At 51.1% G+C, this 23,599-nt stretch carries 34 protein-coding genes and 2 rRNA genes (1 of these 36 cut by a window edge); 17 read left to right on the forward strand and 19 right to left on the reverse strand.

Annotated elements, in window-relative coordinates:
* Together ACJJJA_RS04075 and rrf are read left to right on the forward strand one after the other, a co-directional pair.
* A 23S ribosomal RNA gene (locus ACJJJA_RS04075) occupies positions 1 to 968 on the forward strand (it extends 1,913 nt beyond the left edge of the window).
* Positions 969 to 1,172: 204 nt separating this feature from the next.
* Positions 1,173 to 1,288, forward strand: a 5S ribosomal RNA gene (gene rrf / locus ACJJJA_RS04080).
* Between the two features lie 794 nt (positions 1,289 to 2,082).
* On the opposite strand, the gene ACJJJA_RS04085 is transcribed toward rrf, so the two are convergent.
* The 5 genes from ACJJJA_RS04085 to ACJJJA_RS04105 form a co-directional block, all read right to left on the reverse strand.
* The gene (locus tag ACJJJA_RS04085) at positions 2,083 to 3,495 is read right to left on the reverse strand and encodes a M20/M25/M40 family metallo-hydrolase (protein ID WP_444903790.1); all 1,413 of its coding nucleotides are present in this window, start codon (positions 3,493 to 3,495) and stop codon (positions 2,083 to 2,085) included.
* Positions 3,496 to 3,524: 29 nt separating this feature from the next.
* On the reverse strand, positions 3,525 to 3,875 hold the full coding sequence (locus ACJJJA_RS04090; RefSeq protein ID WP_444887994.1) for a hypothetical protein: 351 nt from the start codon (positions 3,873 to 3,875) through the stop codon (positions 3,525 to 3,527).
* A gap of 3 nt (positions 3,876 to 3,878) precedes the next feature.
* Positions 3,879 to 4,658, reverse strand: coding sequence for a TSUP family transporter (locus ACJJJA_RS04095; protein ID WP_444887995.1), 780 nt, complete (start codon positions 4,656 to 4,658; stop codon positions 3,879 to 3,881).
* On the reverse strand, positions 4,630 to 5,262 hold the full coding sequence (locus tag ACJJJA_RS04100) for a lysophospholipid acyltransferase family protein (RefSeq protein WP_252084477.1): 633 nt from the start codon (positions 5,260 to 5,262) through the stop codon (positions 4,630 to 4,632). The genes ACJJJA_RS04095 and ACJJJA_RS04100 overlap by 29 nt, the downstream gene beginning before the upstream one ends.
* Positions 5,263 to 5,332: 70 nt before the next feature.
* A complete protein-coding gene (locus tag ACJJJA_RS04105) occupies positions 5,333 to 6,913 on the reverse strand; it encodes a peptide chain release factor 3 (RefSeq protein WP_252084478.1) in 1,581 nt (526 codons plus the stop codon).
* Positions 6,914 to 7,274: 361 nt separating this feature from the next.
* Here ACJJJA_RS04105 and ACJJJA_RS04110 point away from each other — a divergent pair, with 361 nt between their 5' ends.
* Positions 7,275 to 7,682, forward strand: a complete 408-nt coding sequence (locus ACJJJA_RS04110) for a hypothetical protein (RefSeq protein WP_444903791.1) — start codon at positions 7,275 to 7,277, stop codon at positions 7,680 to 7,682.
* Positions 7,683 to 7,749: 67 nt separating this feature from the next.
* Here ACJJJA_RS04110 and ACJJJA_RS04115 read toward each other — a convergent pair whose 3' ends face one another.
* The 13 genes from ACJJJA_RS04115 to ACJJJA_RS04175 form a co-directional block, all read right to left on the reverse strand.
* Positions 7,750 to 7,947: a helix-turn-helix transcriptional regulator gene (locus ACJJJA_RS04115; RefSeq protein WP_444903792.1), complete on the reverse strand. Its 198-nt coding sequence runs from the start codon at positions 7,945 to 7,947 to the stop codon at positions 7,750 to 7,752.
* A gap of 39 nt (positions 7,948 to 7,986) precedes the next feature.
* Entirely contained in the window at positions 7,987 to 8,901 is a 915-nt protein-coding gene (locus tag ACJJJA_RS04120; protein WP_444903793.1) for a hypothetical protein, read from the reverse strand.
* Positions 8,898 to 9,662, reverse strand: a complete 765-nt coding sequence (locus tag ACJJJA_RS04125) for a hypothetical protein (protein ID WP_444903794.1) — start codon at positions 9,660 to 9,662, stop codon at positions 8,898 to 8,900. The genes ACJJJA_RS04120 and ACJJJA_RS04125 overlap by 4 nt, the downstream gene beginning before the upstream one ends.
* On the reverse strand, positions 9,662 to 10,108 hold the full coding sequence (locus tag ACJJJA_RS04130; protein WP_444903795.1) for a hypothetical protein: 447 nt from the start codon (positions 10,106 to 10,108) through the stop codon (positions 9,662 to 9,664). Before ACJJJA_RS04130 ends, ACJJJA_RS04125 begins: the two co-directional genes overlap by 1 nt.
* Complete coding sequence (locus ACJJJA_RS04135) at positions 10,095 to 10,316, reverse strand: hypothetical protein (RefSeq protein WP_444903796.1); 222 nt, start codon at positions 10,314 to 10,316, stop codon at positions 10,095 to 10,097. The genes ACJJJA_RS04130 and ACJJJA_RS04135 overlap by 14 nt, the downstream gene beginning before the upstream one ends.
* Before the next feature lie 65 nt (positions 10,317 to 10,381).
* On the reverse strand, positions 10,382 to 10,657 hold the full coding sequence (locus ACJJJA_RS04140) for a hypothetical protein (protein WP_444903797.1): 276 nt from the start codon (positions 10,655 to 10,657) through the stop codon (positions 10,382 to 10,384).
* Between the two features lie 66 nt (positions 10,658 to 10,723).
* The gene (locus ACJJJA_RS04145; RefSeq protein WP_444903798.1) at positions 10,724 to 11,551 is read right to left on the reverse strand and encodes a DUF2303 family protein; all 828 of its coding nucleotides are present in this window, start codon (positions 11,549 to 11,551) and stop codon (positions 10,724 to 10,726) included.
* Between the two features lie 61 nt (positions 11,552 to 11,612).
* Positions 11,613 to 11,966 carry a YfdP family phage-associated protein gene (locus ACJJJA_RS04150; protein ID WP_444903799.1) on the reverse strand — a complete coding sequence of 118 codons (354 nt, stop codon included), beginning with the start codon at positions 11,964 to 11,966 and terminating at the stop codon, positions 11,613 to 11,615.
* Between the two features lie 88 nt (positions 11,967 to 12,054).
* Positions 12,055 to 12,342: a phage antirepressor KilAC domain-containing protein gene (locus ACJJJA_RS04155; RefSeq protein WP_444903800.1), complete on the reverse strand. Its 288-nt coding sequence runs from the start codon at positions 12,340 to 12,342 to the stop codon at positions 12,055 to 12,057.
* The gene (locus tag ACJJJA_RS04160) at positions 12,339 to 12,488 is read right to left on the reverse strand and encodes a hypothetical protein (RefSeq protein WP_444890019.1); all 150 of its coding nucleotides are present in this window, start codon (positions 12,486 to 12,488) and stop codon (positions 12,339 to 12,341) included. Before ACJJJA_RS04160 ends, ACJJJA_RS04155 begins: the two co-directional genes overlap by 4 nt.
* 168 nt (positions 12,489 to 12,656) lie before the next feature.
* Complete coding sequence (locus tag ACJJJA_RS04165; RefSeq protein ID WP_444903801.1) at positions 12,657 to 12,959, reverse strand: DUF7673 family protein; 303 nt, start codon at positions 12,957 to 12,959, stop codon at positions 12,657 to 12,659.
* Positions 12,956 to 13,141 (reverse strand): hypothetical protein, encoded by a 186-nt coding sequence (locus tag ACJJJA_RS04170; RefSeq protein WP_444903802.1) that lies wholly within the window; start codon positions 13,139 to 13,141, stop codon positions 12,956 to 12,958. The genes ACJJJA_RS04165 and ACJJJA_RS04170 overlap by 4 nt, the downstream gene beginning before the upstream one ends.
* The gene (locus ACJJJA_RS04175) at positions 13,138 to 13,479 is read right to left on the reverse strand and encodes a response regulator transcription factor (protein ID WP_444891228.1); all 342 of its coding nucleotides are present in this window, start codon (positions 13,477 to 13,479) and stop codon (positions 13,138 to 13,140) included. The genes ACJJJA_RS04170 and ACJJJA_RS04175 overlap by 4 nt, the downstream gene beginning before the upstream one ends.
* 129 nt (positions 13,480 to 13,608) lie before the next feature.
* Between ACJJJA_RS04175 and ACJJJA_RS04180 the strand changes: the two genes are divergently transcribed.
* On the forward strand, positions 13,609 to 14,073 hold the full coding sequence (locus ACJJJA_RS04180; protein WP_444903803.1) for a hypothetical protein: 465 nt from the start codon (positions 13,609 to 13,611) through the stop codon (positions 14,071 to 14,073).
* Positions 14,074 to 14,111: 38 nt separating this feature from the next.
* On the opposite strand, the gene ACJJJA_RS04185 is transcribed toward ACJJJA_RS04180, so the two are convergent.
* Positions 14,112 to 14,786 carry a LexA family protein gene (locus tag ACJJJA_RS04185; RefSeq protein ID WP_444891226.1) on the reverse strand — a complete coding sequence of 225 codons (675 nt, stop codon included), beginning with the start codon at positions 14,784 to 14,786 and terminating at the stop codon, positions 14,112 to 14,114.
* Between the two features lie 96 nt (positions 14,787 to 14,882).
* Here ACJJJA_RS04185 and ACJJJA_RS04190 point away from each other — a divergent pair, with 96 nt between their 5' ends.
* The 13 genes from ACJJJA_RS04190 (at position 14,883) to ACJJJA_RS04250 (ending at position 23,599) form a co-directional block, all read left to right on the forward strand.
* Positions 14,883 to 15,152, forward strand: a complete 270-nt coding sequence (locus tag ACJJJA_RS04190; RefSeq protein WP_444890024.1) for a transcriptional regulator — start codon at positions 14,883 to 14,885, stop codon at positions 15,150 to 15,152.
* Positions 15,153 to 15,436: 284 nt separating this feature from the next.
* Positions 15,437 to 16,345 carry a helix-turn-helix domain-containing protein gene (locus ACJJJA_RS04195; protein ID WP_444903804.1) on the forward strand — a complete coding sequence of 303 codons (909 nt, stop codon included), beginning with the start codon at positions 15,437 to 15,439 and terminating at the stop codon, positions 16,343 to 16,345.
* Positions 16,296 to 16,661: a hypothetical protein gene (locus tag ACJJJA_RS04200; RefSeq protein WP_444903805.1), complete on the forward strand. Its 366-nt coding sequence runs from the start codon at positions 16,296 to 16,298 to the stop codon at positions 16,659 to 16,661. The genes ACJJJA_RS04195 and ACJJJA_RS04200 overlap by 50 nt, the downstream gene beginning before the upstream one ends.
* A 136-nt stretch (positions 16,662 to 16,797) precedes the next feature.
* On the forward strand, positions 16,798 to 17,043 hold the full coding sequence (locus ACJJJA_RS04205; protein WP_444903806.1) for a hypothetical protein: 246 nt from the start codon (positions 16,798 to 16,800) through the stop codon (positions 17,041 to 17,043).
* A 46-nt stretch (positions 17,044 to 17,089) separates the two neighbouring features.
* Positions 17,090 to 17,476: a hypothetical protein gene (locus ACJJJA_RS04210; RefSeq protein ID WP_252084498.1), complete on the forward strand. Its 387-nt coding sequence runs from the start codon at positions 17,090 to 17,092 to the stop codon at positions 17,474 to 17,476.
* A gap of 158 nt (positions 17,477 to 17,634) precedes the next feature.
* On the forward strand, positions 17,635 to 18,027 hold the full coding sequence (locus tag ACJJJA_RS04215; protein ID WP_444903807.1) for a DUF5675 family protein: 393 nt from the start codon (positions 17,635 to 17,637) through the stop codon (positions 18,025 to 18,027).
* Positions 18,027 to 18,383, forward strand: coding sequence for a hypothetical protein (locus tag ACJJJA_RS04220; protein WP_444891222.1), 357 nt, complete (start codon positions 18,027 to 18,029; stop codon positions 18,381 to 18,383). Before ACJJJA_RS04215 ends, ACJJJA_RS04220 begins: the two co-directional genes overlap by 1 nt.
* The gene (locus tag ACJJJA_RS04225) at positions 18,380 to 18,607 is read left to right on the forward strand and encodes a holin (protein WP_444903808.1); all 228 of its coding nucleotides are present in this window, start codon (positions 18,380 to 18,382) and stop codon (positions 18,605 to 18,607) included. Before ACJJJA_RS04220 ends, ACJJJA_RS04225 begins: the two co-directional genes overlap by 4 nt.
* Entirely contained in the window at positions 18,597 to 19,316 is a 720-nt protein-coding gene (locus ACJJJA_RS04230; RefSeq protein WP_444903809.1) for a hypothetical protein, read from the forward strand. Before ACJJJA_RS04225 ends, ACJJJA_RS04230 begins: the two co-directional genes overlap by 11 nt.
* An 86-nt stretch (positions 19,317 to 19,402) precedes the next feature.
* Positions 19,403 to 19,924 (forward strand): hypothetical protein, encoded by a 522-nt coding sequence (locus tag ACJJJA_RS04235; protein ID WP_444903810.1) that lies wholly within the window; start codon positions 19,403 to 19,405, stop codon positions 19,922 to 19,924.
* Complete coding sequence (locus tag ACJJJA_RS04240; protein WP_444903811.1) at positions 19,869 to 21,893, forward strand: terminase gpA endonuclease subunit; 2,025 nt, start codon at positions 19,869 to 19,871, stop codon at positions 21,891 to 21,893. Before ACJJJA_RS04235 ends, ACJJJA_RS04240 begins: the two co-directional genes overlap by 56 nt.
* A complete protein-coding gene (locus ACJJJA_RS04245; RefSeq protein WP_444903812.1) occupies positions 21,894 to 22,109 on the forward strand; it encodes a DUF6148 family protein in 216 nt (71 codons plus the stop codon).
* Positions 22,109 to 23,599 (forward strand): phage portal protein, encoded by a 1,491-nt coding sequence (locus tag ACJJJA_RS04250; protein WP_444903813.1) that lies wholly within the window; start codon positions 22,109 to 22,111, stop codon positions 23,597 to 23,599. Before ACJJJA_RS04245 ends, ACJJJA_RS04250 begins: the two co-directional genes overlap by 1 nt.

Below are 23,599 nucleotides of genomic sequence, written 5' to 3' on the forward strand. Positions count from 1 at the left end.
AATTCCTTGTCGGGTAAGTTCCGACCTGCACGAATGGCGTAACGATGGCCACGCTGTCTCCACCAGAGACTCAGTGAAATTGAAATCGCTGTTAAGATGCAGTGTACCCGCGGCTAGACGGAAAGACCCCGTGAACCTTTACTACAGCTTTGCACTGAACTTTGAGCCTACTTGTGTAGGATAGGTGGGAGGCTTTGAAGCAGTAACGCTAGTTACTGTGGAGCCGTCCTTGAAATACCACCCTGGTATGTTTGAGGTTCTAACTCTGGTCCGTTATCCGGATCGAGGACAGTGTATGGTGGGTAGTTTGACTGGGGCGGTCTCCTCCCAAAGAGTAACGGAGGAGTACGAAGGTGCACTCAGCATGGTCGGAAATCATGCAATGAGCATAATGGTATAAGTGCGCTTGACTGCGAGTCAGACATGACGAGCAGGTACGAAAGTAGGTCATAGTGATCCGGTGGTTCTGTATGGAAGGGCCATCGCTCAACGGATAAAAGGTACTCCGGGGATAACAGGCTGATACCGCCCAAGAGTTCACATCGACGGCGGTGTTTGGCACCTCGATGTCGGCTCATCACATCCTGGGGCTGAAGCCGGTCCCAAGGGTATGGCTGTTCGCCATTTAAAGTGGTACGCGAGCTGGGTTTAGAACGTCGTGAGACAGTTCGGTCCCTATCTGCCGTGGGCGTTGGAAATTTGAGAAGAGTTGCTCCTAGTACGAGAGGACCGGAGTGAACGAACCTCTGGTGTTCGGGTTGTCACGCCAGTGGCATTGCCCGGTAGCTATGTTCGGACGGGATAACCGCTGAAAGCATCTAAGCGGGAAGCCTCCTTCAAGATTAGATTTCCCTGACTCCTTGAGAGTCCTAAAGGGCCGTGGAAGACTACCACGTTGATAGGCTGGGTGTGGAAGCGTTGTGAGGCGTTGAGCTAACCAGTACTAATTGCCCGTGCGGCTTGACCATACAACAGAGATGGTTACTAACGACTAGCTAAGCTAGCGGATTGTGGAATGAAAGACACACAATGATCGCTTGCGGTGTATTACTACAGATTGTTTTACCGACTTATTTGGGGTTATCGCCGGTCAACAGACCGAGGCAAACAGCGATAACACGGCAGGCCAAGTAAAATTGCTTATAAGACCAACGCCAACCCAAGCCAGTTTGCCTGACGACAATAGAGTTGTGGAACCACCTGATCCCTTGCCGAACTCAGAAGTGAAACGCAACATCGCCGATGGTAGTGTGGGGCTTCCCCATGTGAGAGTAGGTCATCGTCAGGCTTCTAATCCGAAAAGGGCCACCCAATAGGGTGGCCCTTTTTTTATGTGCAAAAAAAATTGAATGCGTAAAAAAATAAAAACAGAGAATAAAAAATAAAATTCAAAATACAGAAAAAATAAAAAGCTCAATCGAATTTTTACTCGCAACACTCCCGCCGAAAAATCCAACTCGGTAAAAGCCAATGAAAAAAGCGCAGGCTCTAAAAAGTTCTGAAGAGCCTTCCCTCCTATAAATAAAGCACTTTCTTAAATTTTTTCTGTAAGGAGAAAATGAAAATACAAAAAAATAACGCGCTTTATTTAATCTGCACCCCAAGCACCACCAAAAAAACACCTGAAATTAAAAAGTGCTCTTTAACCTAGAAAAATCATTGCGTTGAAAAAAACGGCGCAGAAATACCAATAAAAATGCCGGTGATTTTTTGCACGTTTTAATAAACCTGTGCAACCACGGGGCCTGGCGCGGATATACCGCAGTTATGCACAAGTCTATCCAGACTTTCTGTTAATAACGCCAAGCGGTGGAAAGTGGATAAATGGCTGGTGTTTTTTTACCCGTTGATAAGGCCCCCGCGGAAACAGGGGCCTGAGCGTGGATATCCCTGAGTTATACACAGCTCTATCCATGGATTCTGTTAGTAACAGCCTGTTAATGGAATGGCCATCAGCAGGAAACAGAAATATGCCTTGGTGCTGTGGGTAACTTGGAGAATAGCACGAATAGGGTAGTTGGCAGGTGAGGTATAAAGAGCCTCCACTGAGGAGACTCTTGTCGTGGTTGTGAGGTGCTTAGTTTACTCTTTTATTTTTGAGGGAATTCGGCCGAGGTCATCTTCCATCTCGGTGGCAAGGAAGGACATCACTACCCAGGCTGCGACGTTCTGGCGCAGGTTCTCTGGCTTCACCTTATCGAGGGTATCGTTAGGGGTATGGTGATAGTCGAAGTAGTCGGTACCATCCTGGTAGAGACCGAAGGCAGGGACTCCTTCGGCGACAAACACACTACTATCTGGTCCGCCATAGGATTTGTTATGTCCGCGCTCGATGCCGAGAGGTGCTAGTAGTTGCATCATTTGGTCGGCAATATCGAATTTACTCTCAGGCAAACGAGTATCAAATCTCCAGATCTTACCTGCGCCAAAGTCAGACTCAGAGATGGCAATAATATTATCCAGCTCGTGACGATGTGCATCTAAATACTGCTTGGCGCCGACCAGGCCAATTTCTTCAGCGCCAAAGAGAACTACGCGCAGGGTACGGCGAGGACGCTTGGGGAGCTCGGCAATCAGGCGAGCGGTCTCCATTACTATGGCGACTCCGGCGCCATCATCCAGCGCTCCGGTGCCTTCATCCCAAGAATCCAAATGGGCGCCAATAATCATGACTTCTTCGGGTTTCTCGCGGCCAGTAATTTCTCCAATAACGTTAAATGATGGGCCATCACTGTGACGCTGATTATCTATATCGAGCTTAACTTCTACCGGTTTGCCACGTTTCAACATGGCTTCTAAAAGGTTGGCATCCGGGGCTGACAGTGCCAGTGCGGGAACTGGGTTTTCGACATCATTAATAGACATCATGCCGGTATGGGCAAAGCGGTCAGAGTCTGTGCCCACGGACCTTAGGAGCAGTGCGGCAGCACCTTTCTCAGCGGCTGCACGCATACCTTTACTGCGCCCTTGCACTGCAGGGCCGTAGCCTTCACCCGTACGAGCCTTTTCCATACGCTTGTTGATGAAGGCTATTTTCCCTTTTACCTGTTTAGGGGAGGCTTGCAGTAGGGCTTCAACATCGGGAAACTCGACGATTTCCGCAGTAAGGCCACCTTTGGGGGTTGCTACGCTATAGCCCAGGGAAGACACCACCAGTGGTTGGGGGTAGGGCGAAACCACCTGGGCGTGGGCATGTCCACGTGTCCAGCGGGGTACTTCAATTTGCTCTGTATAAACCCGATCGAACCCCAGGGATTTCATTTTTTCCTGGGCCCAAGCCACTGCACGCCGATCACCTTCCGTACCTGCGCGACGGGGGCCCACTTCTACCGTCAAGGATTCAACGATGCTATAGGCATCGGAAGAAGCCAGGGCGCGATCACGCAATACTTCTGCCACGGACAGATCTTCCTGGGGTAGTGGCTTCGCCTGGGCGATGCTGATCGCTGTAGTTGCAATAAAGGCCCCAGTGAGGGTCAGTAGTGGTTTAAACATATGTTTATCCTTGATTAAAGCTCGTTGACTCAAGATCTAGGTTGTTTGTTAGGTGTGTTGATAAGTAGCCTACTGCGAATATGCCGCAGTTGTTCCAGCCCCTTCTCGGTAAATAAATAGGGCGAGTGATCACTGGACTCGTGCTCTTCTATTTCGAGACACTTGAGTCGCATTGCTTCCAACTCAGGATCATGGCGCATTGGTATCGCCACTAGGGCACGCCATTCACTCTCGCTAGCCTGGCCGGTGATGGCATCCTCCAGGCCTTTAATAAAGCTGGCTCTGTCCATACGAAATCGCGGAGTGCGCAGATGCATTAATGTCCAGATCACAATGACAAAAGCACAGAAGGACAGCAGCAGAGTGAGGAACAGGGTCACTTTCTAGGGCTCCAGCAGTAATTTTATCGCGATGGACATAGTAACGAGAATAACTACAGGCTTAATCAGTTTGGCTCCATGGGAAATAACCAGGTTAGATCCTAATCTTGCACCGATAATCTGGGTGCCCGCCATAGTGATACCGACTATCAGTGAAAAGTATCCGCCCAGTATAAATATAACCAGTGAGGTGATATTGGTGGCCAATACCAACGGTTTGCTTGATGCCGTGGCTTTACGCATGTTGTAACCCAGTAGAGCGGCGAATGCCAGGGCATAGAAGGCCCCTATTCCAGGACCAAAAAAACCTCCATAAAAACCAATCCCACCACCAATCAGAATGTTAAATAGCCCAGGACTTATTCTGGATTTAGAGTCAATATCAGAAATTCGCGGCGAAAATGCGAAGTAGAGGGCGATGCCGATAATTAATATCGGCAGTAGGGTATCGAGTATGTCTCCCCCGACTTTGGTGACTGCCCAGGTACCCAGAGCGGAGCCAAAAACGGCCGCTATCAAGCCCGGCCACTGGGGTTTCAGTTGTAAGTGCCCTTTTCGAAAATAGTTGAAGCTGGATGAGAGAGTACCGAAAACGGCCTGGAATTTATTAGTGCCGAGGGCATCTAGGGGGGGGAGGCCAGCCCATAAGAGTGCGGGCAGGGTTAGCAGGCCTCCGCCGCCGGAGATGGCGTTGATAAAGCCAGCGGTGAAAGCCACCGCGGCGAGTATCAAATATGTGCTAAGGGTTAAATCGCTACTGAATTCTATCACGGGAGGAATCACTGCCCTCCAAGAGATCGGTTTGCATATTGTGGTGGAACCCTTGGTATTTACTGAAGCGACGTTGGATTTCCGTCATATCCTCTTCCAGGTTTCCAGTGGGATGGTAGAGGGAGTCCAGGCAGAAACGCTTGCGAGAAAAGTCCCAGGCAACCAGTAAAATTGGTACCTCGGCAGCATAAGCAATTCGCAGGAAGCCACTTTTCCACTTAGTGACTTTCTTGCGAGTTCCCTCGGGAGTTATACCGACCCACATTTTTTCGTTATTGCGGTATTGCCTAGCTACCTGTTTGGCGATGCCCCCTGCAGAACCACGATTGGTGGGCACACCACCGAGCCACATAAAGAGATTTTTAAAGGGGAAGAAAAAAGCTTCCTTCTTCATGAGCCAGGAAATTTTCACCCTATAAGCCATGATAAAAGGCATGGCCACGACAAAGTCCCAGTTGGAGGTGTGCGGGGCCAGGGCCACCATCACTTTTTTTTCCGGAGGGAAGGTACCTTCCAGGCGCCATCCCATCAGCCGGATCAGCAGCCTACCAATAGCAGCGGTCAGGCCGTTGCCTAGGCGGGGCATTTCTTCCGGTAATTCTTTCTGCTGACTCATTATTGATCTCTCTGTCTACTGCTCAAACATCCTGGAACTGACAAGCGATTTCAGGAAACGTCCACCCAAGTTAATGCTCGCGGGTGGCGTAGAAGCGAATATCTGGATAACGCTCCTCCGCCAACTGCAAATTCACACGGGTAGGCGCTAGGTAGGTCAGGTGTCCACTGCCATCTATGGCAAGGTTGGTACTTGCTTTGCGTTTAAAGTTTTCCAACTCTTTCACGCTCTCGCTTTCCACCCAGCGAGCAGTATTTACATTTACATTTTCATAAATGGCTTCCACCTTATATTCGTCCTTGAGGCGATAGGCGACCACTTCAAACTGCAGGACACCGACGGCGCCGACAATAATGTCGTTGTTATCCAGTGGGAAAAATACCTGGGTAGAGCCCTCTTCGGAGAGCTGCTGCAAGCCCTTTTGCAGTTGCTTTAGTTTTAAAGGATCTTTCAGGCGAATACGACGGAATAACTCCGGGGCGAAATTGGGAATGCCGGTAAACTTTAGAGACTCACCTTCAGTAAAGGCATCTCCGATCTGGATAGTGCCATGGTTGTGCAGGCCGATAATATCGCCGGCAATAGCCTCTTCCACGTGGGTTCGGTCGCCAGCCATAAATGTTACGGCGTCGGCAATTTTTATATCTTTGCCGATGCGTACATGTTTCATTTTCATGCCACGGCTATAAGTACCGGAACAGACGCGCATAAAGGCAATACGGTCGCGGTGTTTGGGGTCCATATTGGCCTGAATCTTAAACACAAAACCGGAGAACTTTTCTTCGTTTGGCTCTACCTGGCGCTCCTGGGTGGCGCGAGGCTGAGGGCCCGGGGCCCACTCGACAAATCCATCGAGCATTTCACGTACGCCAAAATTACCAAGCGCTGTGCCGAAAAATACCGGAGTCAGTTCGCCAGCTAAATAAGCTTCCAGATTGAATTCGTGGGTAGCGCCGCGTACCAGTTCGATTTCCTCGCGGATGTCCTCGGCATATTCGCCGAGTAGCTCATCGGCCTCAGCGGAGTCGAGCCCTTTGATCTGGATATCGTCGGGAATTGTGTGACCCTGGCCTTGAGTAAATACGTGAATTGTATCGGTGTAGAGGTTGTATACCCCTTTAAAATTTTTACCGGAGCTCAGTGGCCAATTGATGGGGGCGGCTTGGATATTCAAGACTTCTTCAATTTCATCCATCACTTCGATGGGGTCGCGAATATCCCGATCCAGTTTGTTGATAAAGGAGAGAATCGGCGTAGTGCGCAGTCGGCACACATTCATCAATTTGATGGTGCGGTCTTCGACACCCTTGGCGCCGTCAATCACCATCAGCGCAGAGTCGACTGCAGTGAGTACCCGGTAGGTGTCTTCGGAGAAGTCTTCGTGCCCGGGGGTGTCCAGCAGGTTAACCGTGCGCTCCTTGTAGGGAAACTGCATCACCGAGGAGGTGACGGAGATACCCCTTTCTTGTTCCATGGTCATCCAGTCGGAGCGCGCGTGAGGACCTTTTTTCCCCTTAACCGAACCTGCCAGCTGAATGGCATTTCCGAATAAAAGTAGCTTTTCGGTCACGGTTGTTTTACCGGCGTCCGGGTGGGAAATGATAGCGAAAGTTCTACGTCTTTGAAATTGTTGAGAAAAATCTTGATTCACTTAGATTTAACCTTATCTGTGTACGCCCCTGTGTACACATATTGAAATATACCCCAAGGCCGAATCTGAAAGGCCGCATTATAACAAATTGGCCTTTGGTTTTGCTCTCGGGGGCTGACTAGTGGGCGCTACTTGGTCAGTTTGATTGATGCGAATAAGGTACAGGATAAGCTCTTGGCCGCGTACATATGTTGTTGCTGGAGTTGAGTCTGTTCAACAATCCAGGCTTTGCACCAATGGTTAGTTTGTGTACCCCATGTTTTGTACTCACATGACATTATTGACATTTGGCGTCAGCGTGAGTTGAAATGGCTGTGGACTTGCTGAAAGTCTTTACACGTCATTTTCAAGGAGCAATGAAATGGAAGTTAAACGAAAATTTATTCTTACAGCGGGATTACTTGCATCTGTAGCGTTCTCTGTACCAACACTGGCAGCTACATTATCAACAAGCATAGAACTAAAAAATAATACTTCTTCTGATAATGTGCTCATTAATGGAACAAATTCAACCGGTATTATTTCTCCACTATTTCCAAGCCCAGCGGCAGCAAACAGTTCGACTTTTCATACCTCAATAACTAATGGTGTGGCGGATGCTGGGGTATTAACCTATCAATCATGTAGGTTCAATTGGTCAGTAATCCAGATGAATGGCTATTATCAATTCTCAATAGGGGCAACCCCCTCATCTAAGTGCAGTTCAGATGTATTGGTCCAAAATGTATTCACTGGTGAATACAAAATAAGATTCAATATCGACGCTTAATCAAGGGGTCAATCCTTAGCGAGGGTGATGATGTGAATACCATCGCTAAGGATGAGGTGAGGAACATCTAGGCAGCTGCTTGATGTGAAACTTGATCCTCCCATTGCTCTACATCATCAATCGCCCAAAGGTTATGGCTGCCAGAGGCTTTGATGCGTGGTTTTGGGAATGGGTTGGTTTCACGCTCTACCCATCTAAAGATTGTGCGGCTTGAGCAGCGATAGCGTTCGCTTAAGTCTTTGGTTGACCAATATCCTTTAATCATAAGATTTTCCTTTTTCGTTGTTTCCAAATATCCGGGTACTTAGCGTTGCACCAGGGCAAACCCCTGGCCGTTGCGTGTGAGTGCGCCTGCCTGTTGCAGGGCGTCGAAAACGGGTTTAACGGTTCTGTATCCGCCGGTGATGCTGTTGCTGATGTTGCGCAACACTGGGCGGTTGCCGAATTCACCGGCGCAGATACGTTGGGCCAGTAGCTGTTGTTCTTTGCTCAGGTGGCTGGTGTGTTCTGGCTGTTGTTCAGCTGTTTCGGGCTGTTGAAACGGTTGTGAAACGCGTTTACCAACCGTTGCAGCGGCGTTAAACGCGAGTAACGCGACCAGTCCTACTATGTCGGTGATGATCGCCAGCGCGAGGAAGCCGATATGCTGAAGCCGCGCGGGGTCTGCGTTTAGGGTGTTGGCGAGGCTGTTGAAGGCGCTGTGTGTGTTGGCGGTTTGGCCGATGGTGGATAACTTCTCGATCAGCTGGGTGCGCTCAGTCTCTAATGTGGATAACTGCGCTGCGGTATTAAGGGCGCGCTGGCGGTAGCCGTTGTTGGCGTCGGTGTTGATCAGGCCGTTTAGGGTGTTTATCTGCTGTTGCAGGCTGTTGAGTTGCTGTTGCAACGCTCGGTATTCCTGGCTGTTGCGGGCGCTACGTTGTTGCTGTTCCTCGCTGTGGGTGGCGAGGAATCCAACGGTGGCGACAATGCTGATCACTACCAGCAGGGGCCAGAGGCAGAGCAGGGCATAGCCGCTCTTTTGCCCTTGGCTGCACAACCACAGGCCCAGCGGGGCGAAGCTGAATTTGCACAGTTCCAGGGCCACCGCTGTGGCACCGGCAACCAGCTGCCCGCCCAAACCTGCGGGCATGGATACCCATAGCTGCACGGTGAAGGCCAAGCTGGTGCCGCAGAAGATTAGGGCGGCGATACCGGTGAGGGATTGCCAGAGTTTCACGCAGCGGCCTCCGCCTGCTGTTCTACTCTGCGAAACTCAATAACCCATACCCATGGGTTTTGGTCCCAGCTGCCGGCGCCGTTGATGGATTCCCACAGGTATTTAAATGCTTCGACGGGGTTGTCATACCAGCGCCACTGCGGCAGGTCCGGCCGAGAGTCGGGGTGTAATTCGACACCGCCCCACTCCCGGTAGAGGCTATGCCAGCGCAAACCTTCGGATTTCGCATCCTCTTCGCTGATGTCCTGAATACGCTCAACACGAACGGTAGTTATTTCTAAGGTGATACGGCTGGCCCAGCGGGGCATGTGGATTGATGGGCGTTTTCTCCAAACTCTATAGGGATGTGCCGCAGCAAATGAGCCATTCTGGAGCCCATCTGGATGATCATAATTGGGTTCATTGGGTGGGTTACCATCAGCAGCAAAATGAATTCTTTTACTTCCGCCCCAGTGACCCTCATCATCTTCAGGGTATGAAGAAACCCAATCACCTGCCTGCCACCAAGTTTCACGAACCCATAGGCGGTCACAGGGTTTTCCAAGTGGGCAAGGGATATCCGCACACCCACTTCGCCAAGCTTGATTAATTACCTGATGCAAGGAGAGTCTAGGGGGCAAGCCGCCAATTTGTTTTATGGCCTCTTCATTGCTTACGCCATTAAATGGCTGCGGATTTATCAGCCTGCGCGTTTGGGTTTTACGTCCATCCAGAATTGCCCGCACCATATCCCCATTAAGTAAAATAGGTCTTTCCTTCATTATGCTGCTCTCCCTTTCTCCTGCTTACGATTCGGCAGAATCTCCGCCTGCCATCCGTGGTCTTTGTAGTGGTTGGGGTTGGCTTGGTTTTGGATGTTGTCCAGCTCTGGGCGCACCAGTTCCGCCAAATCGTTTAGGCGGACTCCGCGGGCTTCGAACTCGGTGGAGTCGGTATAGCGTTCGCCCTCTGGAGATTTGCACTCGACAAAAACCGTTACCAGCCAGTGGTGTTGCCAATTGAGTATTTCGTGTTGGAGCTTGGCGCGGGCTATGTCGCCAACGGCGCCGCCTTGGCGTCGATGGCTGATATCGAGAATGGGGTCTCCATCGGTATCCAGGCCGGTGCTGCTGCGGGCGGTGAGGACCAAGCCGGGCAGCCAGCGGTTTACCAGGCGGGCGTGTTGGGCCTGCTTGCTCATGGGTTTGCGGGGTTTACGCTTGGCCACTGGAGCTTTCCTCTGCTAATTGCCGCGCTTGGATTTTTATTCTTTCAAGCGCAACTCCACCAGCTTTGCCTTCAATTTTTACAACCGGGGTGCCACATACATCCCAAGCAATTGATCGAGTATGTGTACGTGTTTCTTTGCCAAAATCATCAACATAAATTACGGAGGTGTCAGGTGGGTATTGGCTGTTGAATTCAGTGGTGTTCATTGCTAGATACTCTCACTATGCTTTTCTACCCACTTAGCCCGCACTGGGCGGGCTTGGGTCGGTATTTAATTTTCGCAGGCCTGGGGCTGGGCGGTTTCGAATAACCCTGCTGGGCAAGTCTTTTCTTTCCGTTCCTTTAGCTTTCTATCCACTACGCTAAAAATCTTTACGGTGTCTGTTTTCTTGTCGAATATCTGTACCCATCTAGTGAAAATATCGTTTTTGGCAATTTGTGTTGCCTCTTCAAAGGCTTCTTTTTCTGTGTGGTATGACTGCTTAAAATCTATTACGCCACCCATCTCAAGGTTGTAGGTGCCGTAAAATAGGGCGTATGGTTTCATTGGATCTTGGTCCTGTATTAGGGCCCAGTACCTGCGGCCCGTTTGGCTATTGTGGGCAGCCCTAAACTACGCGGCGAAATCGCCGATATAAGTTTTCATTTGGGACTGAACCAGCACTGAGCTGAGGGATAGTTGTAGTTCTCGGCCCATGGCTTCTTGTATGGCCTCTAGGCGTTTGATGCGGGCGGTAAGGCGCGGAGCGTCGCCGCCGGTAAGGATGGATAGACGCAGGTCAAAGCTGCGGGATTCCAAACCGTTGTAGGGGATGCATTCAAATTTAAATCCGGCCGGGAGAACCTCTTCGCTGCGGGCTTCGATATTTTCCAAGGCACTGCGGCTAGATTTAAAGTCATCAACCGAGTGATCCTCTTTGCGTGAGGATTCGATAGTGAGGCGGCGCACGGCGGCAATGGCTTTGCTGGTGTTGATAGGCTCCCCATCGGCGGTATAACAAAGGATGTTTTCGGCGTAATCCTCCATAAATTCCGCCATGGCTTTTTGTGAACATCTATCACCATTAAGGTCTATTAGCGCTCTATATTCAGCGGTTCTAATCAGGCGCAATTTTGCAGAGAAGTCGGCGTGGCCGGGTTCTTGGGTGGTTCCCAAGTTGAAAATGGTTTGTGCGGTCATGCTTTCGGGGTCAACAAAACACTTGGCACTCTCATTACCGAAGTCCATGCAATATTGCTCGAAATCTTCTAGAGATGTAGTTTCCATTTTCCCGCGATAACGTGTGCGGCCCTGCTGATATTTTTCCAGATTTAGAATCTGGAAATCTTTTGGAGCTGCCATTGCTGGAGTGGAAAGCTTGGCCTGCTCAATTACTTTCGCCAATTCAGCGGTGGTCTGTGATTCCTTGATTTCCTTTACTGCGCTTTGATCCATGGTCATTGGTAAATCCTTGTTTCTTTTTTAGGTTTGACTTGGGTTTGAAAGAAATGTGTTTTAAGGCTTAGCCGTTGCTTTTAAGTTTGGCGACGTTGCCGTTGCTCTCTTGGTCAAACAGTGGTGGCTGCTTTTCAGGGTAGAAGCTGAGGGCGCCTTTTGTACCAACGTACATTGGTGTAGAGGTGGCGTCGTCTTGGATAATGGAGCCGCGCATGGTCGGCTTTTTGAATTTCAAGGTGTGTTCAACCTGAACCTGATCACTGTTTTGTATTTTGGATAATTTTAGATTGATACTTACCTCACCCTTCTTCTCGTGATCGGTTACGGCGCCGGCCACATCGCTGAGGATGTGGGCTAGTTTTTCTATAAATACTCCGCCGTCCAAATCGGCAAATACCTGGGTTACGTTTGTGCTCATGGGATGCTCCAAGTTTTTTTAAATTGGGCTCCGTACCGGCAGCCCTAAGAGTTACAGCTGACTGATGCGCCTGGGCGCGGTTAAATTTTTAGCTGGCTTTAGGTGCCGTATTTTGTTCAACGATGTCACGTATCCAGGCCATGCCTTTACTGGTAACAAGTGCGGTGATGTGCTGCACTTTTACTGGTCCTACGAGATATTCGCCTTCTTTTTGCTTTAAGAGTTTTTGCTCAAGGGCCCACTTTGTGGGTGAATTGCGCATGGGTTCACGGCTATACAAAAAGCCATTGTCACGCAGAAGTTTCAGCAGGTTATTCCTGCCCATTCCCAGCATTCGGGCGGCCTGGGTGACGGTATAGGGTTTTGTCTGGTTCACGCTGCCTCCTGTTTGTTTGGTTTTATTTGTGGGGTTTGAGCTTGTTGAGCTGCGAGTATGCGCAGTTGATTTATTTGGATTTGTTGTAGCTGTACTGTGCGTGCAAGCTCTTCGTACAGTTCTAAAATCCGGCTAAATTCACTCATGGCTAAACCCCGTTGTTTTTTTGAACTTCCTTTCTCTGCCGATGGCGGGCTCCCAGTATCGACAGGGTTGGCAGCTCCAGCCGCGTAATTGCAATTGCCCGTTAAATACTGGTTCTGTGGATTTTCCACAGTGGCGGCAAGGCATTTGCGGGAGCGGCTGGGTTTGGGTCACGCTGCTTCCTTCCTCTGTATTTCCAGGTGGTTCCATTCGCGGTAGAGGGCGTGGAATTTTTTCTCGCCGTCTGCAATTACGCTTTGCGGTGCTCTGCCGTGGTAGCGCAGATTCATCACGTTGAGGGCGTGTTGGTAGTTGTCGCCATCCAGCAGGGAGAGGCTGGCAACGGGAACTGCGAAATCACTGCTATTCCAGGCTGAAAGCAAAACCTGTGCGGCTATTTCACTCGCGCCGGAGTATCCGTTGGCAACGCGGAGCAAAGTTTCAACGCTCTGGGTTGGGCTGAAAGTATTCATGCCGCATCACCTCCAAATGGGGGCCAGTTATTGTTTTGTGTTGGCCGTGCAAAAGTGGGTTTTGGTTGCACTAAGCGAATGTGCGCTTTGTGGTCGGTGTTGGCGATATCGATGCGGTGCTTGAGGCGATCAACATCGTTTTTGCTCATAGCCGTTGGATGTACAAACACGGTGGCGGTCATGCGATTCCCTCCCGGTTGTTGCGGATACGAATGGTTCGAACTGTGGGGCGGCGCTGGAAGCGGGTGCGCAATTGGTCTTGTGCATCGGCACCAATGCCGCTGAGTACGCAGGTGAGCAGGGCGAATTGAATCAGTCCGTGCTTTACCGCTTTGGCCACTGCGTCTGTGCTGTTGCGGGCGTGGAGTTTGTAAAAGCACTCCGCTAGCAGGTTGGTGACGTTCGTTACTGAGCACTGCATGGCCTGGGCGGTTTCGCGATTGGAAAGACCTCGGGCGCGATGGGTCAGTGCTTCGGCCTGGCGAGGTGCCAGTGGTCTGAGGTGTTTGGCGGTTTCCATTTGAGTGCCCTGTCCTTGGTTAGCAATTAAAGTAGCCGAAAGTTAATATGCTGGTCAATAGCCATAAGTTAATTTTTCACAGTTAATACCCTTGGTATGCTCGAAGAGCACTTATCACGGAGGATAAGAATGAAAAAGCTAAGTTGTGTGGTGGTAGGAGTTCTGCTGGTATTTGGCCTTAAGGGTTGTGCTGTAAAGAATGATGCGCCAGTGATAATTAGCGAATATTTCGCTATAGAGCATTTCTCTAGCAAGCAGGAAGTATTGAGTAAGGCAAGGCAGGCCTTGTTGAGAGATGGATTTAAGATTTTATCTAGTGATTTAGAGGCGGGTTATATCTCGACCTCCCTTAAAGATTGGAGGCTTTCGCCGGAGGAGGCCCATTGTGGTACGGCTAAAGGCATGGATTACTTGAATGACAATCACACCAAGACGGAAGTGGCTTTTAATGTGGTCGTTGATGATAAAGCTGTGATTGTTCGTTCAAACATCCAGGGAGAGTATATACTGGGAGAATTGGCTCAAAATCTTACTTTGAACTGTGTATCTCGCGGTGTTATAGAAGTTGAGATGGCTAAAAAAATACTGTTGTGATTCTTAGTATTAAAAAGCCCGTATTTGCGGGCTTTTTTTTATTCCGGGGTGTAAGAGCCAATAATAACGCCGCAAAAGGTTATGTCTTTGCCGGTCACATCCATCGGTGAGTAAGTTGGGTTGATCGGACGCAAGTAAATGTGGCCCATGTCTTCAGCATAAGTTTTGAAAGTTGCCTCTCCATTTATCTTGGCTATAACCCGGCATCCATTAGTAAGAGGTTTGTCGGGATCGACAAAAATGATTGTTCCCTCAGGGTAAGAACGCTGGCCTGGGTAAGGGCTAGTCATACTGTCGCCATTCACACGTAGTGCGTAGGCGCGGTCTGAGTGTGCAGCGGGGCAGGGCAGCCATGCTTCGGCTTCGCCGGGTTCTAGCAGATCTACCGCTTCACAAAAAGCGCCTGCTTGTACCCAGCTGATCAGGGGGATTCTCCCTTGAATTCTTGGTCCTTGTGTAACATTGCTTCCCTCCGTGTTACCTAGCAGTCCTGGACCTTTACCGGCCCCAGTGAGCAACCAATCCACTGACACCCCGAGAGTTTCTGCAATCCTTGTGGCGGTACTCATGCGCGGTAATTTTTCACCGTTCCGGTAGCTCCAAATAGTCACGGTGCTGACATCAAACAGGCGAGCTAGGGCCTCCTGCGTGTCTTCTACGCCGGCATGTGTAACGGCTTGTTTAAACCGCTTTGCAAAGTCAGGATGTTTCATATCGACATGTTAGCTACAAGTTAATTAATTAGCGGCTATTGATTTCAAGTAGCCGAAAGTTAATACTTTGGCTACTGACAGTAGGGAGAAGCCTAGATGACCCAGGACGTGATCAATTCAGCAATCGATGATGCGGTGAGGGTGGTTGGCTCTCAGGCCAAGCTAGCGCGGGCAATTGGGGTTACGCCGGTCTTTGTGTCTCAGATGCGTCGAGGGCTGAGAGCAGTGCCTCCAAAGTTATGCACAAAAATTGAGTTGGCTACTCAGCGGAAGGTATCTCGCGCCTGTTTGCGCCCTGATGTGTTTGGTTCGTTGGAGGGGCAAATAGATCAGCAAAGCATTCCAGAGGTTCGGGAGGCAAGTTAAGCCCGTGAGGGTTTGTCGGTGAAGCCAGAATAACGATCATTTTCAAATCCCCCATTTTATTGTCCTGCCATTCTGCGGTGAATGAAGGTTGGGATTAATTCATTGCGGTATATGGGGATTTGTACAGGGTTATCTCAAATAACCACAGAAAGGGCCGGTGAGGGACGCCAACCCGGCCCGCTTTGATGACGGCGGGAAAGACCGCTGACAGCCGGGAAAGACCGGCATTCAATATCTAATCATTGATTTTTGCCAATTCAGGTGGATTTGCTGGAGGGTTAGTTGTGTCTGAAGAAAGGGCTTTTGAGGGGGTTTGGATTTCGGCCAGTTTATGGCTGGATAAATCCTTAACGATGCAAGAAAAGGTGATGTTGGTAGAGATCAAGAGTTTATCCGCTGACCGGGCGAGGGGCTGTTACAAATCTAACAAGGCTTTTGCTGAATTCTTTGGGGTTTCTACATCGAGAGTTTCGCAAATTCTCACCTCGCTAGAGGAGAAGGGGTATATCTATCTTCGCCATAAGCGGGAGGGAAAACGGGTTGTTGAGCGCAACATTTTCCTGTCTGAAGCTTACTCTAAAAACCAGCCTGACCTATTTAGAAAACCTAAAGGGGGGTATTTAGAAAACCTAAACGACCCCTTTAGGAATCCTAAAGAGGGGTATTTAGGTTTCCTAAAAGAGAGGAATACATTACTGAGTAATACAGTAGAGAATAATACTATTGGAACAAATCCGGATTTTTCGGAAGTTGATCCGATTGAATCTGAATTTGACCAGCTGTGGAAATCCTACCCAAAACGTGCTGGCGGTAATCCAAGGGGTGAGGCCCTGAAGGCGTATCGCAAGCAACGCAAACAGCACCAGCCTGAAGAATTTCAATCAGGGCTGGATCGCTATCGCTCCTTCTGCGAGCAAACAGGAAAGATCGGAACTGAATACGTTATGCAGGCCAAGCGGTTCTTTGGCCGTGGAAAACACTGGCAGGAGGAATTCAGGCCTCCAGTGAGTCACCAACAGGGAGTGGGCAATGAAAACCGTAACTCAGGCGCTGGCAACCGGCTCCAGCAGCAACAGCAGCAGATCAACACGGCCTTCGCTAGAGCCTCGGCACGAGAGGCTGCTGTTGGCGCTGTGGAAACGCATGGCGCAGCTGTATGGCCACAAGTGGACTTCCCAGCGCGCGTTGTATGACTCGGACCAGGGTGAGCGCAATGGGGTTTACGGTGAGGATTTTATGTTGTGGGCGCGAAAGACACGTGGCTTGTCTGACAAGGATTGGGCGAGAGGGATGGAAAACATTGAGCACCGCAATATCGAAGCTGCGCGGCGTGGGGAGTCTAGCTGGCCGCCGAACTATGCGGAGTTTCTGGGGCTTTGTCAGCCGTCCCCAGGCAGTGCGGCGCACAACAGGTTTAAACCTCTGGCGCTGCCTGACGATGGCGCTCAGGAGCGGGCCCGACGCTGTGGGGAGAGCGAGCTGGCAAAAATGCGGGGGTTATTCCAGTGAGTTCAGAGGGCGGAGAGGAGGAGGTTTTGGAGGGGGAATATATCCCTTGCGAGGAGTCCACCAGCGGGCCAACTACCTGGGCCGAGATGCTGGAAGATTTTAACTGGTAATTACAAATCATCATGGAGCGTGAAGTATGACCGTTGTAACTCTGACAGAAGCCCAAGAGCGAATTATGACTACCGTTGCGAGTAGACCCTTAGCGGTATTTCGTACGGATAACCCGCGCCAAGTGGATCTGGTGTTTGCCCATACGGTGGTGACTCAAAATAAAATCCAAGAGGTGCATGAGGATTATCTGGGGACTTTTCACCGCGACAACCTGCATGTTGCGAGAAAGGTTTTTCAGGAGCACTTCGATAGTTTTCAGGTGGCTGCGTGATAGGGATTGGTTGGTGAGTTAGTTGGTCGAGAAGAGGGTATTCGTAATGTCAGAATTAGGTATTCGTGAACTGCTGTGGGAATGGGCTAGGGCATACCCTGAGAGGGCGGGGGATTCTGTGTCTTGGCCTCGTATGGCGGCATTTCACAAGGGAATGGTTTGTGAGGGGCAAGGGATATCCGCATTAATTGATTGGAATAGAGCGGACAGAATGGATGCGGTGGTACTGGCCTATTTGAATACAATTACTCGGCGCCGGGACAAGGAGAAGGCGGAATTGGAGGGGCTGGTTTTTTGGTTGAGATATTATTATCGATGGGAGATGCCTGATGTGTGTAAAAAGCTCGGTCAAAGCAAAAGCTGGGTAATAAACATGTGTCGAGTTATTGAAGGGACCGTTGAGGCGTTTTATTTGGCGCGTGATGCTGCATAACTGGTTTTTAATTCAGTAGGTAGCTGTTGACAGTGTACACGTGTACACCCTAATATCTGCAACGCTGCCGAGTTTTGTGATTCGGCGAACAGAATACCTTCCTAAACCGGCCCCTTGAGCCGGTTTTTTTGTGCCCGAAATCCGGGAGCTAATACCTCATGTTTGAATTAACGCGATTCGCCTATGGGCCTGATGCCACATTGGGGCGGCTGCGAGTGCGCGACTGTGTGTTTTATACGGTAGAGCGCCCGTGGTTGGGGAATCGTCCGTTCGAGAGCTGTATTCCTGAAGGGGTTTATTCCTGTAATCCCTATAACTCACTTAGGTTCCCCAATGTGTGGGAGCTGCAGGAAGTCCCTGGCCGAACAAAAATATTGATCCACACCGCTAATTATTCGGCGGATGTGCAGGGCTGTATTGGTATTGGTTATGGCCTGGCTCCCGGTGGCTGGTGGGTGATGCAATCCCGCAAGGCAATGCAGCAGTTGCGAGAGCTGTTGCCGCCTGAGTTTGATCTGACAATTACGCACTATGTGCCGGAGTATCCGTGATGGGTATTTGGTCTGGAGTTAAGGGTTTATTTGCCGGCCCAGAGTCTGCGGGCAAAGTGCTGGATGCCACTGTAAATACCGTGGATGCGGTGTGGTTTACCAATGAGGAAAAATCCCGTTGGTATCTCAAATACCTGGAGGCAACGCAGCCTCAGAACCGGGCACGACGATTAATTGCCTTTCTGGTGACATTGGTTTGGGCGCTGCTGGTTTTATTTATTGCGGCGGCCATGGCTTTGAAGGCGCCTTTTGTAGCAGACCTGAAGGGCCTGCTGGTGGATGTGGTTGTGCAGCCTTACAGCATCATCATCGGTTTCTATTTCGTGAAGTCGTGGGTGAGTGAGGTTAAGCGGTGAACACTGTAGCTCAAGAGGCAGCGAGGGAAGCCATGGTTCAGAAGATCGCCAGTGCAACCACTACGGTTGCTGCGGGTACAGCGGTAGTCGGTGGATATGCAGCGCAAGAGCTGTTGGCGGTGGGTGGTTTCTTGATTGCTTTGAGTGGGTTCATTGTGAATTGGTATTACAACCACAAACGCTTGAAGCTGCAGGAGCAGCAGGGCGGGGACGATGGACGTTAGTGTAAAGCTGGATACCTCAAAGTTTGATCGGGCATCTGCTGAATTAATAAAGCAGTTACCTTATGCCAGCTCGGTTGCCCTAAATAACGTGGCCTTTCGAATCCGGGGAGAAGAGCGCTCAGCTATGGGGCGTGTATTTACAAACCCGGCAAAGTTAACGCTGAACTCTGTACTGGTGAAGAAAGCCACAAAGCGTTCTGGCATTGCCAAAGTGTTTATCCGTGATGAGGTTTCCAACGGTACTGCACCGAGTAAATATCTGGCCCCGTCGGTCATGGATGTGAACCGAAACGACAAGCGCTTTGAGCGTGCCTTACGGTACATGGGTGTCCTGCCTGCTGGTATGTATGTGGTGCATGGCGAGGCGGCGAGATTAAACAAGCATGGGAATATCTCAGTCGGAACCTATAAAAAAATCCTGGCTGAATTACGGGGCAACTCTGGCACTGCTGGTGGTGCAGGTAGTACGCAGGGTAAGAAGGGCAAATATTTCGTTGGCAAAGTTAATGGTGTCTTAGGCGTTTGGAAGAGGGCAGGCGGCAAACGCCGGCCAACGGTTAAGCCCATCCTGATATTCCTCAAGGGGAAGCCAGACTACCGCAAGCGATTCCCTTTTATTCGAATAGCTGAAGGCATAGCCCGTAGGCATTTGCCATTAGAGCTGGATAAGGCCATGGACCATGCGATTGCGACCGCAAAAAGACGTTGAACGGGTCCTCCTGAGGGGGCCAACACACGGGTGATTCGGACCCCGCTTTTTTAACAGCTATCTGAAATTTCCTAGGGGGTTATACCTTGGCTGGTGATATCTCTCTTGATGATCAGGCCACTCAATTGGGCTTTGCTCGCTTGGTTGGCGCTACTCAACCGGCTATTGCCAAACACTACAAGGCAGAGGTTTTTACTGTAGGTGCCAGTTTCAGAGTTTGGCTTCATGAATATTGCGAGCGACTGCGAACTGAGGCCGCTGGCCGCCAGGCGAATGAAGCTCGAAATCGTCGTGATATGGCTCAGGCAGTTGAGTCAGAGGCAAATGCCCAATTAAAAATGCGTGAGCTTTACCGGCAAGACCAATTAATTCTGGATATTGAGTCCGTACGCAAGGCGATGGTGGAGTGGTCCACCATTGGCAAGAATGAATTTTTAGGAGCGGTGGAAAGCATCGTTATTGCTATCGAGAGCCAGCATGCCATTACCATCGATCGCGAACCCCTACAGCCAAACATTGACGCTGCCCTCAAAGCTATTGGCAGTTACGAAATTGAATCTGAAGAGGCTGGTGGAGGAGGTGCGCCAGGCCTGGATACCGCAGCCTAAAATCCCGCTGATTGAGTGGTTGCCAGACAATATCAAACTGCCGTCGGAGGATAGCGATAACGCCGGCTATTACCGCAACGATTATGTGCCCTATTTCTGGGGCGTAATGCACGCACTGGATAATCCAGTGTCGTGGATGGTGGTAATGCAGAAGGCCGCGCAGATCGGCTGGACGGTTCTGCTGGCCACCGATATCTGTAAGGTCGCCGTCACCGAACCGGCCCGCATCCTGATGCTGTTTCCCAAGGATGAAAAAGGTCGGCTGTTTATGGATGAAAAGCTGGTGCCGATTATCGAAGGCTCGCCAGCAGTGAATCGGGTGATCGATGTCACCACCAGCCGTAAAGGTGGCAGCCGCTCAACGCGCAAGAAATTCCCCGGCGGTGAGGTGCGCACCATTGGCTCCAACTCTATCTCCAATGTGAAATCCACCACAGCCCGCCGGGGCTATGTGGAGGAGCCAGACGATACCAACAAAGACGTTGGCGATCAGGGCGATTCCATTCGCCACCTGCGCGAACGCCTCAAGCGCATGCGCAATAAGAAATTAATTATTGGTGGCACGCCGGCGGTAGCGGATCTCTCCCAGGTGGAGCACTACACCAAGCTCGGTACCATGCGCGTGCTGCCGGTGACCTGCCACGACTGTGGCGACTCCCATGTATTGGATTGGGAAAACGTTCGCTGGCTGAAGAAAGAAGAGGGTATACCGCATCCGGTATTCGGTTTACATCAGCCTGATACGGCCATCTATGGCTGCCCGGAATGTGGCAGCGAATGGGATGACTACCGCCGCCAGGCCAATATTCTGCAGACCTGTAAAACGGCGCGAGAAAATGGAGATGACTTTGCCGGCTGGGTTAAAACCCAATGCGGTGAAGATTTTGGGCCCGATGAAATCGAACCGATAGAAACCTTTATGGAGCTTTCTGAGCTCTATGTGTGCATACCTGGCACAGGCCTTGCCGATGTGGTGCGGGATTTTCTCGAAGCGGAGCATGAAGCCAAAAGCGGCGATGAATCCGCGCGCATCGTATTCCAGAACAACAAACTGGGCAGGCCCTACCAGTATGCCGCCAGTCGCTTGTTGGACCACGAAAAACTACAAGAGGCCGCTGAGGATTACCCGGAATTATCCTGCCCCGCCGGTGGCCTGCTGGTAACCATCGGCATCGATGTACAGCACGACCGACTCGCAATCAGCATCCGCGCTTTCGGGCGCAATGAAGAAAGCTGGCAGATGTTCTGGGGCGAGATCGATGGCGATACCGCGGACAAGCGTGATAGCTGCTGGGACGCCCTGGACAAGTTGGTATTCCAGCCTTTTAAGCACGAACGCTTTGGTGAGATCCGCGCAGCCGCGGTAAGCATCGATTCCTCCGATGGGGGCACCAGCAACGCGGTCTATCACTGGGTGAGAACCCGCGATAAGAAACACCGCGGTATCTTGGTGATGGCCATTAAGGGTGACAGTAACGACTTCGGCACCAAGGAAATCTTTTCCCAACCCAGACAGGTGGATTACAACAATCCCAAGCGTCGTACCAAGGCCGACCGCTACGGAGTGCGGGTGTATATCGTGGGTACTCACAAGGCGAAAGACCTGATCGCCAAGCGCTTGCTTGGCACCAGTGCCTATATGCACAGCTGCAAACATGTGCGGCAGGACTACTGGGAACAGGTGACTGCCGAAGTGAAAGCCCCCAGTAAAAAAAATAAAGGTCGGGAAACCTGGCAGCAGCGCCCCGGCAGACCCAACGAGGGCACCGATACCGAGGTCTACGCCCTTCACGCAGCCCACGCCAAGGGTATGCATAAATACAACGAGAAAAAATGGTCCAGCATTGAATCACAGTTGGGCCAGCGCACCCTGTTTAGCGAACCGGAAACATCACCGGATCAACCTCAGCCAGCCCCGAAAAAACCACACCGGCCAGCACGGCCGGTGGGCTCCCTACTGGATAGTTAAATGTCGAAAACCGCACAAGCCATGGTCGACCTCTATATCGAGGCCGAGCTAGATGTGCTCGCCGGTAAAACCACGGTGATTAACGGCCGCCAATTTACTGCAGAGAACCTGCAGGAAATCCGCGCTGGTCGTCAGGAGTGGGAGCGCCGCGCACAGCAAGAAAAACTCCAGGCTGCCGGCAAACGCCGCGGACCCGCCTACGCGAACTTTTACTAATGAACAAACTGGATTCTGTTATCGGGTTCTTTGCGCCCGAGGCCGCCCTGCGCCGTGTGCAAGCCCGCCGCGCCCTGGAGATCGCCGCCGCCTATGAAGCTGCACGGCCAAGCCGGCTGAGGAAAAACCCCGGTGATAACCGCAGTGGGGATTTAGTCATTGAAGGCAGTGTGGAAACCCTGCGCGGCCAGGCCCGGCACCTAGAGCAAAACCACGATTTTGCCTTTGGCATTCTCACTACCCTGACCAACAACATCGTCGGCCCGCGCGGCATTGATGTGGAATTCCAACCCAAGACCTGGGATGGCGATATCCATGAAGGCCTCGCCAGCCAAATGAATGACGCCCACAGGGAATGGGCGCGGCGTCCGGAATGCACCCGGCAGTTCAGCTGGGGCAAATCCCAGCGGCTGTTGTGCAATACCTGGCTGCGCGACGGGGAAACCCTGCTTCGGCACCTGCAGGGCACGGTGCCCGGTTTAAAGCATCGCACCCCGGTGCCTTACAGCATCGAATGCCTGGAACCGGATTTTCTGCCGGTGGATTACAACGATCCCAGCAAACGCATAGTGCAGGGCATTGAGAAATCCGCCTGGGGCGAAGCCAAGGCATTTTGGCTCTACGACGAGCACCCCGGTGCCTCACTGAACTGGCGGATGAAGCGCAGACGTCACAGTGCTGAAAATATTGAACACCTTAAGTTTGTTCGTAGGCTGCACCAGTCTCGTGGGGTTTCCATCTTTGCAGCGGTAATGAATCGCCTAAATGACATTAAAGACTATGAAGAAAACGAGCGCGTTGCCGCCAAGATTGCCTCGGCCATGGTTGGCTTTATTCAGAAGGGTAGCCCTACTGAGTATGAGCATGATGATGCTTGGGATAGTGAAGGAAAGCGCATTCTCGATATCCGTGCCGGTGCCATCTACGACGATCTCCGCCCTGGGGAATCTGTCGGCACCATTCAAAGTAATCGCCCCAGTGGTCTGCTAACCCCATTTTTAGAAACCATGCACCGCATGGCGGCCGCCGGCACCATGGCCAGCTTTAGCAGTATCAGCAAAAACTACAACGGTACTTATAGTGCGCAGCGCCAGGAATTGGTAGAGCAATGGACAAACTACGAAACCCTCAGCCTGGAATTTTGCGAGGAGATTGTAGAGCCGGTCACCCGACGCTGGGTGCAAATGGGGTTACTGGCCGATGCCTTTAAAGTACCGGCTGAAGTCGACCCGGCCACCCTGATGCACGTCGATTTTATTACCCCGGTGATGCCCTGGATTAATCCAGCCCACGAAGCCAGCGCCGATGAAACCCTGCTGGAAAATGTTCTGGTTAGCCCGCAGCAGACCATCCGCCGCCGTGGCAAAAAGCCAGACGATGTGATCAAGCAAACTGCCGCCTGGCAGAGAAAGCTGGAAGAGAACGGTATTACCACCCCAAGTAAACGCGCTGCGGTCCCCGCAGAAAATACTGAGTCCGACTCAAAATAG

It is taken from the genome of Microbulbifer mixtoriginis (SeqCode) (assembly GCF_052466865.1).